Below are 12835 nucleotides of genomic sequence, written 5' to 3' on the forward strand. Positions count from 1 at the left end.
TTTCGTTATTTCGGGAACGCCTTGCCGGCGAGCAGACTGATCAGTTCCTGCTGCCGCGAAAGGCCTGTTTTCGTGAGCACCGACTTGAGCTGAGTGCGGACCGTTTCGCGACTGACACCAAGCGTCCCCGCGAGTACTTCGATCGTGCGGGCCTCGCTGATGCCGCGCGCCACACGCGCTTCGGCCGGCGTCAGGTCGAACAGGCCTTGCAGGACTTCGGCGGTCGGCACCGCGGCGCGATCGACCGGCGTCACCACAAGCATCACGCTCGCTTGGGTGAAGATGTCGCGCGCGGCCCCGCGGACGGGAATGACGTGCAAGACCATCGGCAGATAGTTGGCCGTCGCTGCAACCGGTATCGACTTGATGATCCGGCCATCCCCAAGAGGCCGCGCGGCGAGCGCTTCGGCCAGCAGCGCATCCGCCGTCACATCCGTCATTGTCACGCGCTCGGCACGGTCTTCAAACAGCGAAGGCATCAAGGCTTCGAACAGGCCGTTGGCCGCGAACACCTGGCCGCGCGCACGCAGCACCGCACCGGGCAGGCCCAGCGCCTGCAACGCGTCCGCCTGGGCGCGTGCGCGCTCGAAGCCAAGGCGGTTCGCCGTAAGCGACGCCCGCGCCAAATGTGGCCGCAGCCCGTCCAGGAAGGTGACGATCTCGCGCGGCACCGGGCCAAGATCCTGGTGCCGCGGCACGACGATGGCGATCGAATCGCCGCTCGGTATCGGGATGATCGTGCCGGCCCGGTAACCGAGGCCGTATTTGCGATAAAAATTGCAATAGACGTCGTTGGTTGCAATTTCCTCATCCGACAGAAGATCGCCGTCCGTGAGAAAGCCTGCATGATTCAGCGCGATGGCGCGCGGCAGATTCGGATCGCGCTCGCTCCACCCGTCATTCAGAAAGAGCGGCATGGTGGCATCATATTCGACTGAGTTGACCGCGCTGACGTAACCGTCCCGCACGGCGAACATAAACCCACCGCTACCGCTGGTCGTCGCACCGAGCTCGCCAAGCACAGCTGGCCAAAGGGAAGGAATGAGCCCCGCCTCGTAAATGCGGTCGATCAAATGTTCTGAATGATCCATTTCGCTCATGGAAACCCGTGAAAATGGTTGCCCGGATACGATTCACGCATTGATAGCACGCCCCCGCTTTGTGGGTGAAGCACGAGGACACGCCGTCAACAAAGGACAGCCAGTTTCCCAACGGGCTCTCCCGTTTGAAGGAACCGGCGGTGTCACAGCGAGGCGTGGACGCCCATGCCGCAGCAAAAAGGCCGGCTTGCGCCGGCCTTTTCGCTTGCAGCGTATTCGCGCGGAGGCCCTATTCCGCGGGCGGCAGCGCCAGCGGTTCCGCTTCCGGAGCGGTCGGCACGATCGCGGCCTGCTTCTCGCGCTCGTCGAGAATCAGCTTGTCGCGCTTGACCGCGACTTCGCGGATCTTGGCCATCGAGGCGCCGGTGCCCGCCGGGATCAGCCGGCCGACAATGACGTTCTCCTTGAGGCCTTCCAGCGGGTCCACCTTGCCGTTGACGGCGGCTTCGGTGAGCACGCGGGTGGTCTCCTGGAACGAGGCAGCCGAGAAGAACGAGCGGGTCTGCAGGCTCGCCTTGGTGATGCCGAGCAGAACCGGCGTTCCCGTGGCGGGCTTCTTGCCCTCTTCCTTGGCCTTGAGGTTGAGCGCGTCGAACTCGATCTTGTCGACCTGCTCGCCCGAGATCATGTCGGTCTCGCCCTGGTCGGTGATCTCGACCTTCTGCAGCATCTGACGGACAATCACCTCGATGTGCTTGTCGTTGATGAGCACGCCCTGCAGCCGGTAGACTTCCTGGATTTCGTTGACCAGATAGGCAGCGAGTTCCTCGATGCCCTTGATCGCCAGGATGTCGTGCGGTGCCGGATTGCCTTCGACGATGAAATCGCCCTTTTCGACGATGTCGCCGTCCTGCAGATGGATGTGCTTGCCCTTCGGGATCAGGTACTCCCTGGTCTCCTCGGTCTTGTCCATCGGCTCGATCGAGATGCGGCGCTTGTTCTTGTAGTCGCGGCCGAAGCGGATCGTGCCCGCGATTTCCGCGATGATCGCCGCGTCCTTTGGCTTGCGAGCCTCGAACAGTTCGGCGACGCGCGGCAGACCGCCGGTGATGTCGCGGGTCTTGGCGCTTTCCGTGGAAATACGCGCCAGGATGTCGCCGCCCTTCACCTTCGCGCCGGTGTCGACCGACAGAATGCCGTCGACCGACAGCATGTAGCGGGCATCGCCGCCACGTGCGAGCTTCAGGACCTTGCCATCCTTGCCCTTGACCACGATGGCCGGACGCAGATCCGCGCCGCCACGCGAGGCGCGCCAGTCGATGACGACGCGCTTGGCGATACCGGTGGATTCGTCGAGCGTCTCCGAGATCGACTGGCCTTCGACCAGGTCCTCGAACCCGATGGTGCCCTCGACTTCGGTGAGAACCGGACGGCTGTACGGATCCCATTCGGCGATCCGCTGGCCGCGCTTGACCATGTCGCCTTCATCGACGTGCATGCGCGCGCCGTACTGAATGCGGTGGGTCGCACGCTCGGTGCCGTCGGCGTCGGTGATCGCAACGACCATGTTGCGGACCATCGCGATCAGATGACCTTCGCTGTTCTTGGCGATGGCCTTGTTCTTGATGGTCACCTTGCCGTCGAAGTTCGACTCGATGAACGACTGCTCGTTGATCTGCGCCGCGCCGCCGATGTGGAACGTACGCATCGTCAGCTGGGTGCCGGGTTCACCGATCGACTGCGCCGCGATGACGCCGACCGCTTCACCATGGTTGACCGGCGTGCCGCGGGCCAGATCGCGGCCGTAGCACTTGCCGCAGATGCCGTTGACGAGTTCGCAGGTCAGGGCCGAACGGATCTTCACTTCCTGGATGCCGGCCTGCTGGATGGCGTCGACATGCATTTCTTCCATCAGCGTGCCGCGCTTGACCACGACCTTGTTGGTCGCAGCATCGCGCAGATCCTCGCCCGCGGTGCGGCCGAGAATGCGGGACGCCAGCGAGGCAACGACCGTGCCGGCATCGACGATGGCGCGCATCTTGATGCCGAGCTTGGTGCCGCAATCGTCCTGCGTGATGATGCAGTCCTGCGCCACGTCGACCAGACGGCGCGTCAGGTAGCCCGAGTTCGCGGTCTTCAACGCAGTGTCCGCGAGGCCCTTGCGGGCGCCGTGGGTCGAGTTGAAGTATTCGAGCACCGACAGACCTTCCTTGAAGTTGGAAATGATCGGCGTTTCGATGATCTCACCCGACGGCTTGGCCATCAGGCCGCGCATACCGGCGAGCTGACGCATCTGGGCCGGCGAGCCGCGCGCGCCCGAATGCGCCATCATGTAGATCGAGTTGATGTCGGCGTCGGCGCCCTTGGCGTTCTTCTTGGTCGAGGAGATTTCCTTCATCATCTCCTTGGCGATTTCTTCGGTCGCCTTCGACCAGGCATCGACCACCTTGTTGTACTTCTCGCCATGGGTGATCAGGCCGTCATTGTACTGCTGCTCGAAATCCTTCGCCAGCGTACGGGTGGTGTCGACGATCTTCCACTTGGAGTGCGGAACGACCATGTCGTCCTTGCCGAACGAAATGCCGGCCTTGAACGCGTTGTAGAAGCCGAGCGCCATGATGCGGTCGCAGAAGATCACCGTCTCCTTCTGACCGCAGTGGCGGTAGACCTGGTCGATGACGCCGGAAATTTCGCGCTTGGTCATCAGCTTGTTGATGATGTCGTACGAAATCTTCGCCGAGCTCGGCAGCAGGTTGCCGAGCATGACGCGGCCCGCGGTGGTTTCGATCCAGCGCTTGGACACCTTGCCGGTCTCGTCGATGCCTTCCCACCGATACTTGATCTTGGTGTGGAGGTGGATGACCTTCGAATGCAGGGCGTGCTCGAGTTCGGCCATCTCGCCGAAGATCTTGCCCTCGCCGGGCAGGCCTTCGCGCATGATCGACACGTAATAGAGGCCGAGCACGATGTCCTGCGACGGCACGATGATCGGCTGGCCGTTCGCCGGATGCAGGATGTTGTTGGTCGACATCATCAGGACGCGCGCTTCCAGCTGCGCTTCAAGCGACAGCGGAACGTGCACGGCCATCTGGTCGCCGTCGAAGTCGGCGTTGAACGCGGCGCAGACCAAGGGATGCAGCTGGATCGCCTTGCCCTCGATCAGGACAGGTTCGAACGCCTGAATGCCGAGGCGATGGAGCGTCGGCGCGCGGTTCAGCAGCACCGGATGCTCGCGAATGACCTCGTCGAGGATGTCCCAGACCTCGGGACGCTCTTTTTCGACCAGCTTCTTCGCCTGCTTCACCGTGGTGGACAGACCCTTGGCGTCGAGCCGCGAATAGATGAACGGCTTGAACAGTTCGAGCGCCATCTTCTTCGGCAGGCCGCACTGATGCAGCCGCAGTTCGGGACCGACCACGATCACCGAACGGCCGGAATAGTCGACGCGCTTGCCGAGCAGGTTCTGCCGGAAGCGGCCCTGCTTGCCCTTGAGCATGTCGGCCAGCGACTTCAAAGGCCTCTTGTTGGCGCCGGTGATGACGCGGCCGCGGCGGCCGTTGTCGAACAGAGCGTCGACGGCCTCCTGCAGCATGCGCTTTTCATTGCGGATGATGATGTCGGGCGCACGCAGCTCCATCAGCCGCTTCAGGCGGTTGTTGCGGTTGATGACGCGGCGGTAGAGGTCGTTGAGATCCGAGGTCGCAAAGCGGCCGCCGTCGAGCGGCACCAGCGGACGCAGGTCCGGCGGAATCACCGGCACCACGGTCAGGATCATCCACTCCGGCTTGTTGCCGGAATAGCGGAACGCTTCGACGATCTTGAGGCGCTTGGCGAGCTTCTTGTGCTTGATGTCGGATTCAGTTTCCTGCATCTCGGCGCGCAGGGACTGCTCGAGCTTTTCGAGCTCGAGACCCTTGAGCAGCTCGCGGATCGCTTCGGCGCCGATCATGGCGGTGAAGCTGTCCTGGCCGTATTCGTCCTGCGCCTTCAGATACTCGTCTTCCGACAAGAGCTGACGGTCCTTGAGCGCGGTCAGGCCCGGCTCCAGCACGACGTAATATTCGAAGTACAGAATCCGCTCGAGATCCTTCAGCGTCATGTCGAGCAGAAGGCCGATGCGGGACGGCAGCGACTTCAGGAACCAGATGTGCGCAACCGGCGCCGCCAGCTCGATATGGCCCATGCGCTCGCGACGGACGCGGGAGAGCGTCACTTCGACCGAGCACTTTTCGCAGATGATGCCCTTGTACTTCATCCGCTTGTACTTGCCGCACAGGCACTCGTAATCCTTGATCGGCCCGAAGATGCGGGCGCAGAACAGGCCGTCGCGCTCGGGCTTGAAGGTACGGTAGTTGATGGTCTCCGGCTTCTTGATTTCGCCATACGACCACGACAGAATCTTCTCCGGAGACGCAATCGAAATCCGGATCTGGTCGAAGACCTGAGCCGGCGTCGTCGGATTGAAGAGATTCATAATTTCTTGGTTCATCGTCTTCTCCTCGCGTGCCGATCGTCACCGGCAGCAAATTCGAAACTCTTTGTCAGCGCGCGCCCTGCTCAACGTCCGAGCGGAGTGCGAATGCCCGGCGCATCTGAGCGAAGACTTGGCTTCGCCCGCATGCGCCGGACATGAAATCGTATGCGTTACTCTGCCGCCTCGGACGTCGTGGCCGGGCCGATCTTGGAGTTGTGCAGGTCGACGTTGAGGCCGAGCGAGCGCATTTCCTTGACCAGCACGTTGAACGATTCCGGGATACCCGCCTCGAACGTGTCGTCGCCGCGCACGATCGCCTCGTACACCTTGGTACGGCCGGCGACGTCGTCCGACTTCACGGTCAGCATTTCCTGCAGCGTGTAGGCGGCGCCGTACGCTTCGAGCGCCCAGACCTCCATTTCGCCGAAACGCTGGCCACCGAACTGCGCCTTGCCGCCCAGCGGCTGCTGGGTAACGAGCGAGTACGGTCCGATCGAACGCGCGTGGATCTTGTCGTCCACGAGATGGTGCAGCTTGAGCATGTAGATGTAGCCCACCGTCACCTTACGATCGAAGGCATCGCCGGTCCGGCCGTCATAGACGGTCGACTGGCCCGAGGCGTCGAAGCCCGCGAGCTTCAGCATTTCCTCGATGTCGGCTTCCTTGGCACCGTCGAACACCGGCGTTGCGATCGGCACGCCGTGGCTCAGGTTCTTGCCAAGCTCCATCAACTCGCCATCGTTCATCGTCTTGATGGTTTCATCGTCGCCATAGATCTTCTTCAGGGTCTCGCGCAGCGGCTTGAGGTCCTGCTTCTGATAGTAGGAGTCGATGGTCTGGCCGATGCGCTTGCCGAGGCCCGCGCAGGCCCAGCCGAGATGCGTCTCCAGAATCTGACCGACGTTCATGCGCGAGGGCACGCCCAGCGGATTGAGCACGATGTCGGCATGGGTGCCGTCCTCGAGGAACGGCATGTCCTCGATCGGAACGATCTTGGACACCACGCCCTTGTTGCCGTGACGGCCGGCCATCTTGTCGCCGGGCTGGATCTTGCGCTTCACCGCGACGAAGACCTTGACCATCTTCATCACGCCGGGCGGCAATTCGTCGCCACGCTGCAGCTTTTCGACCTTGTCGAGGAAGCGCTGTTCAAGGCCCTTCTTCGATTCGTCATACTGCTTCCGCATCGCCTCGATTTCAGCCATCAGCTTGTCGTTGGGCGAAGCGAACAGCCACCACTGCGAGCGCGGATGCTCGTCGAGCACCGCACGGGTGATCTTGGTGTCCTTCTTGAAGCCCTTCGGACCGGCGATGCCCTGGCGGTTTTCCAGAAGCTCCGCCAGACGGCCGTAGACGTTACGGTCGAGAATCGCCTGCTCGTCGTCGCGGTCCTTGGCCAGACGCTCGATCTCTTCCCGTTCGATCGCCAGCGCACGCTCGTCCTTGTCGACGCCGTGACGGTTGAACACGCGCACTTCGACGATCGTGCCCTGCACGCCCGGGGGCACGCGGAGCGAGGTGTCGCGAACGTCGGACGCCTTTTCGCCGAAGATGGCGCGCAGCAGCTTTTCTTCCGGCGTCATCGGGCTTTCGCCCTTCGGCGTGATCTTGCCGACCAGGATGTCGCCGGCGCGAACTTCCGCGCCGATGTAGACGATACCGGCTTCGTCGAGGTTCTTCAGCGCTTCTTCCGAAACGTTCGGAATGTCGCGGGTGATTTCCTCCGGACCAAGCTTGGTGTCGCGGGCCATCACCTCGAACTCCTCGATGTGGATCGAGGTGAAGACGTCGTCCTTCACGATCCGCTCCGAGAGCAGGATCGAGTCTTCGAAGTTGTAGCCATTCCACGGCATGAACGCGACCAGCACGTTGCGGCCGAGCGCGAGTTCGCCGAGATCGGTCGAGGGACCGTCGGCGATGATGTCGCCCTTCTTGACGATGTCGCCGACCTTCACCAGCGGACGCTGGTTGATGCAGGTCGACTGGTTGGAGCGCTGGTACTTCATCAGCCGGTAAATATCGACGCCCGACTTGGTGGGATCGAGATCCTCGGTGGCGCGGATAACGACGCGGGTGGCGTCGATCTGGTCGATCACGCCGGAACGTCGGGCCGCGATCGCAGCACCGGAGTCACGCGCAACCACGCCTTCCATGCCGGTACCGACGAACGGCGCCTCGGCGCGAACCAGCGGCACCGCCTGGCGCTGCATGTTCGAGCCCATCAGCGCGCGGTTGGCGTCGTCGTTCTCGAGGAACGGGATCAGCGCCGCGGCAACCGAAACCAGCTGCTTCGGCGACACGTCCATGTAGTCGACCTTGTCAGGCGTGATCGGCAGCACTTCGCCGGCGTGACGGCAGATGATCAGGTCCTCGGTGAAGCGGCCCTTGGCGTCGAGCGGCACGTTGGCCTGCGCCACGCGATACCGGCCCTCTTCCATCGCCGAGAGGTACACGACCTCCTCGGTGACGCGGCCGTCCTTGACCTTGCGGTAAGGCGTTTCGACGAAGCCGTACTTGTTGACGCGCGCAAAGGTCGCCAGCGAGTTGATCAGACCGATGTTCGGGCCTTCCGGCGTTTCGATCGGGCAGATACGGCCGTAATGCGTCGGATGCACGTCGCGCACTTCGAAGCCGGCGCGCTCGCGGGTCAGACCGCCCGGTCCAAGCGCCGAGAGACGGCGCTTGTGGGTGATCTCCGACAGCGGGTTGGTCTGGTCCATGAACTGCGACAGCTGCGAGGAGCCGAAGAACTCGCGCACCGCGGCAGCCGCCGGCTTGGCGTTGATCAGGTCCTGCGGCATCACGGTGTCGATATCGACACTGGACATACGCTCCTTGATCGCACGCTCCATGCGCAGGAGGCCGATGCGGTACTGGTTTTCCATCAATTCGCCGACCGAACGGACCCGGCGGTTGCCGAGATGGTCGATGTCGTCGATCTCGCCCTTGCCGTCGCGCAGGTCGACCAGCGTCTTGATGACGGCCAGGATGTCTTCCTTGCGCAGCGTGCGGTGGGTGTCGGGCGCGTCGAGCTCGAGGCGCATGTTCATCTTGACGCGGCCGACCGCGGACAGGTCGTAGCGCTCAGAGTCGAAGAACAGCGACTGGAACATGGTCTGCGCCGAGTCGATGGTCGGCGGCTCGCCGGGACGCATCACGCGGTAGATGTCGAACAGCGCGTCTTCACGCGTCATGTTCTTGTCGGCATGCAGCGTGTTGCGGATGTAGGCGCCGACATTGACGTGGTCGATGTCGAGCAGCGGCAGTTCCTTGTAGCCCTGCTCGTTGAGCGCCTTCAGCGACTTCTCGGTCAGTTCCTCGCCGGCTTCGGCGTAGATTTCACCGGTCTTCGGGTTGACGAGGTCCTCGGCCAGATAGTTGCCGATCAGCTCTTCGTCCGACAGACGCAGCGCCTTGAGGCCCTTTTCCTGCATCTGGCGCGCGCTGCGCACGGTCAGCTTCTTGCCGGCCTCGAGCACGACCTTGCCGGTGTCGGCGTCGATCAGGTCGTTGATGGTCGAGTAGCCACGGAAACGGGTGGCGTCGAACGGCACGCGCCAGCCCTCCTTGGCGCGCTTGTAATTGATCTTCTTGTAGAAGGTGGACAGGATCGTCTCGCCGTCGAGACCAAGCGCATACATCAGCGAGGTCACGGGGATCTTGCGGCGGCGGTCGATGCGCGCGAACACGATGTCCTTGGCGTCGAACTCGATGTCGAGCCAGGAACCGCGGTACGGAATCACGCGAGCGGCAAACAGCAGCTTGCCGGACGAATGGGTCTTGCCCTTGTCGTGGTCGAAGAACACGCCCGGGGAGCGGTGCATCTGGGAGACGATGACGCGCTCGGTGCCGTTGACGACGAAGGTGCCGTTCATGGTCATGAGCGGGATATCGCCCATGTAGACGTCCTGCTCCTTGATGTCCTTGACCGACTTGGCGCCGGTTTCCTCGTCGATATCGAACACGATCAGGCGCAGCGTCACCTTCAGCGGCGCCGCATAGGTCATGCCGCGCTGACGGCACTCGTCGACGTCGTATTTCGGCGGTTCGAATTCATAGCGGACGAACTCCAGCATCGAGGTGCCGGAGAAATCCGAGATCGGGAACACCGAACGGAAGACCGCCTGCAGGCCCTCGTCCAGACGGCCGCCGACCGGCTCATCGACCATCAGGAACTGGTCATAGGACGCCTTCTGAACCTCGATGAGGTTCGGCATCTCTGCGACTTCCTTGATGTGTCCAAAAAACTTGCGGATGCGTTTGCGACCGGTGAATGTCTGCTGCGCCATCGTGGCCTCTCATTTTCGTCGCCCTTGATGGACGAACCTTCCGAAGCGCGACTGCCATCGCCCCCGGGTTGAATTTTCGAATCGCTTCGCCGGAACCAAGCCCAAATTCAGGAATTAAGTCCCAAATCCGTTCTCCAGACCTTCAAAACGCAAAACGACGCGCAAGGCGCATGACTGCACCTCGCCCGTCCAACCATCGCTTCACGGACTGAAAAAGCCCGAAATTTGACTGTCTCCCAACGGCTTACGCCGAGAACCCTGCCGTTCCCGCCGCCTACCGTATTTTCCTGCTGCCAGCCCGATATGGGATGACAATAGTGGAGATTCGAGGGTTAACCCCGCGAATCCCCACACATTTTTGTGTACGCCGTGCGTCCGGTTGTCCCATAGCACGACTTTTGCATCGATCCCGGGCGCAGGTGCGCCCCGCCCGGGACTTTGTCCCAAGTAACTTGCGTTACTTGAGTTCAACCTTGGCGCCAGCCTTTTCGAGCTGGGCCTTGATCTTCTCGGCTTCGTCCTTGTTGACGCCTTCCTTGACCGGCTTCGGCGCGCCTTCGACGAGGTCCTTGGCTTCCTTGAGGCCCAGGCCGGTGATGGCGCGGACTTCCTTGATGACTTCGATCTTCTTCTCGCCGGCGGCGGCGAGGACGACCGTGAAGTCGGTCTTTTCTTCAGCGGGAGCGGCGGCAGCGCCACCACCGGCCGGACCGGCAACCGCAACGGCGGCAGCGGCGGACACGCCCCACTTTTCTTCAAGGAGCTTTGCGAGCTCGGCAGCTTCGAGCACGGTCAGGCTCGAGAGGTCGTCGACGATTTTCTGTAAGTCAGCCATTGATCTGTTTCCTTAAACGTATTGGTTCGAACCAGGTTTGATTTGCGAAGGGTCAGGCCGCTTCGCTCTTTGAGGCATAGGCCTGGACGACGCGCGCGAGCTTGGCCGCGGGCGCAGTCGAGAGCTGAGCGATCTTGGTCGCCGGCGCCACCAGGAGGCCGACAAGCTTTCCGCGCAGTTCATCGAGTGACGGCAGCGAGGCAAGCGCCTTCACGCCGTTAACATCCAGGACGGTTTTACCCATCGAGCCGCCGAGAATGACGAACTGTTCGTTCGTCTTGGCGAATTCGATGGCAACCTTCGGCGCCGCTACCGGATCGTCTGAAGTGGCGATCACGGTCGGTCCCTTCAGCAGGGAACCGATGGCAACGACATCCGTGCCTTCAAGAGCAATTTTGGCGAGACGGTTCTTCGAGACCTTCACCGACGCACCCGCCTGCTTCATCTGCATGCGCAGCTTCTGCATCTGGGCCACGGTGAGGCCGGAATAGTGGGCGACGACTGCAACGCTGGTGGTCTTGAAGACCCCGTTCAGCGCCTCAACCGCGTCCTTTTTTGCCGCTCTTTCCACAGCAAGCTCTCTCCGGTTGGCGGCCTTCGCGTGAGGCGAGACCGCCGGGTTGCACCCACCGTCTCACCCAAAACCTGACCTCAAGACACCAGTCCTTCGGACACGTCGGGCAAGACGACATTGAAAAGCCTGCCCTCCCGAACCAGATGGCGCGGGGTGTCGAGGTTCGAACCAAATCGGCCCACACGCCGCAAGATGCGACGCCAAGCAAAATCCGGTCTTCACCCGTCTGTGCAGGCTGTGCGATTAAGCCGTTGAAGAGACTTGCATCTCATCGCGGGCGCCTGCAGTCTTGGACAGGATCGAGGTTATCCGGCAAGCCGGACGCCCCCTGCCGCATTCCAGCCCGACGATGGCTTTCCTTCCTTTCGAGCAATCCATAGCGGATGTCCTGAAAGGAATGATCTCCTACCGTATCGGGTTTTCGGAATGCGAGCACAGACGTGCCAGCAACGGCCAGCACGCCCGGAAGCCGTTCTTTACCGAGTCTCGCCCGTCTTGCCAAGGGCAAAATTCAGGCCGCTGCCACAAATGGGGAAACGCCACTTCCCGGCACGGTTCCCGCCCGTCAAGGCGTTGCCAGCGGCCGGCAATCAGCCGAGCTTTACCTCGTAAGGCAACGACTTACCGGCGAAATACGCCTCGAGATTGGCCATCACACAGTCCTGCATCGCCACGTGCGATTCCAGCGTGTGACCGCCGATATGCGGGGACAGCACGACGTTCGGCAGTGCCGTCAGCGCATCCGGCGCATGCGGCTCCCTGGCGTAGACGTCGAGGCCGGCGCCGGCGATGGTCTGGTCGGTCAGCGCCTCGATCAGCGCCCGCTGATCGATCACCGAACCCCGCGCGATGTTGATGACATAACCGTCCTTGCCGAGCTTGTTCAGGATATTGGCATCGACCACGTGGTGGGTGTCGCTGCCGGCGCGAACCGCGATGACAAGCACGCTGCACCATTCCGCCAGCGCCTCGAGCGTCGGAAAATATTGATACGGCACGTCGTGCTGGCTGCGGCTGAAATAGCCCACTTCAGTCTCGAAGGCTGCGACACGCGCGGCGATCTTGCGGCCGATCTCCCCCATCCCGTAGATGCCGATCTTGCGGCCGAGCATGCCGGCCTGCGGACGCATCATCGGCGACGGCTTTGCGCCGGACCAGCTACCACTTCGCACGTAATCATCGGCCACCAGCAAGCGCCGGGTCGCGGCTAGCATCAGCGTCACCGCGATGTCGGCAACGGAAGCGGCGTTTGCGCCCGGGCTGTGGCCGAGCACAATGTTGCGTTTGGCGACGACCGCAAGATCGACGCCGTCATAGCCGGTGCCGTAACAGACAATGGCTGCGAGTGCTGGCATCGAATCCATCACGTCGGCGCGGAGTGGAGTGCCGCCTGCCGTGATCATCGCGCGAATATTGGAGAGCTGTTCGGCCGAGAACGTCTCGTTCGGCGGCTTGCCCGCGGCGTCCAGCAGCTCGTAGCGCTCACCGATCCGCACCATCAGGGCTTTTGGGAAGCGCGAATAGACCAGGACCTTCTCGGGCATGTTGTTGTTCTTTCCCTGTCGCAAAGCAAAGGGCGGAACCGGTCACCCGATTCCGCCCTGTTTTCTCATCAGTGCCGCA

General features: G+C 62.3%; 6 protein-coding genes. All 6 read right to left on the reverse strand.

Translation table 11 applies throughout. From position 1 onward, the window contains the following. Positions 1-5 precede the first annotated feature (5 nt). Positions 6-1100, reverse strand: a complete 1095-nt coding sequence (locus tag ABIE49_RS05175; RefSeq protein WP_192733875.1) for a helix-turn-helix transcriptional regulator — start codon at positions 1098-1100, stop codon at positions 6-8. 229 nt (positions 1101-1329) lie between these two features. After that, positions 1330-5529: a DNA-directed RNA polymerase subunit beta' gene (gene rpoC, locus ABIE49_RS05180; protein ID WP_192733876.1), complete on the reverse strand. Its 4200-nt coding sequence runs from the start codon at positions 5527-5529 to the stop codon at positions 1330-1332. Positions 5530-5684: 155 nt separating this feature from the next. Then, on the reverse strand, positions 5685-9803 hold the full coding sequence (rpoB, locus tag ABIE49_RS05185) for a DNA-directed RNA polymerase subunit beta (protein WP_192733877.1): 4119 nt from the start codon (positions 9801-9803) through the stop codon (positions 5685-5687). Positions 9804-10260: 457 nt separating this feature from the next. Beyond that, positions 10261-10638: a 50S ribosomal protein L7/L12 gene (gene rplL, locus ABIE49_RS05190; protein ID WP_192733878.1), complete on the reverse strand. Its 378-nt coding sequence runs from the start codon at positions 10636-10638 to the stop codon at positions 10261-10263. Positions 10639-10690: 52 nt separating this feature from the next. Next, entirely contained in the window at positions 10691-11209 is a 519-nt protein-coding gene (gene rplJ, locus ABIE49_RS05195) for a 50S ribosomal protein L10 (protein ID WP_192733879.1), read from the reverse strand. Positions 11210-11802: 593 nt separating this feature from the next. Next, positions 11803-12756, reverse strand: a complete 954-nt coding sequence (locus tag ABIE49_RS05200) for a 2-hydroxyacid dehydrogenase (RefSeq protein WP_192733880.1) — start codon at positions 12754-12756, stop codon at positions 11803-11805. Positions 12757-12835 lie beyond the last annotated feature (79 nt).

Origin of the sequence: Bradyrhizobium sp. OAE829 (assembly GCF_040546575.1) — a bacterium.
GTDB lineage: Bacteria > Pseudomonadota > Alphaproteobacteria > Rhizobiales > Xanthobacteraceae > Bradyrhizobium.

What these genes read in the sequence shown, in the direction of transcription:
- ABIE49_RS05175 (WP_192733875.1), bottom strand. Translation starts at nt 1,100, where the DNA reads ATGAGCGAAATGGATCATTCAGAACATTTGATCGACCGCATTTACGAG.
- rpoC (WP_192733876.1), bottom strand. Translation starts at nt 5,529, where the DNA reads ATGAACCAAGAAATTATGAATCTCTTCAATCCGACGACGCCGGCTCAG.
- rpoB (WP_192733877.1), bottom strand. Translation starts at nt 9,803, where the DNA reads ATGGCGCAGCAGACATTCACCGGTCGCAAACGCATCCGCAAGTTTTTT.
- rplL (WP_192733878.1), bottom strand. Translation starts at nt 10,638, where the DNA reads ATGGCTGACTTACAGAAAATCGTCGACGACCTCTCGAGCCTGACCGTG.
- ABIE49_RS05200 (WP_192733880.1), bottom strand. Translation starts at nt 12,756, where the DNA reads ATGCCCGAGAAGGTCCTGGTCTATTCGCGCTTCCCAAAAGCCCTGATG.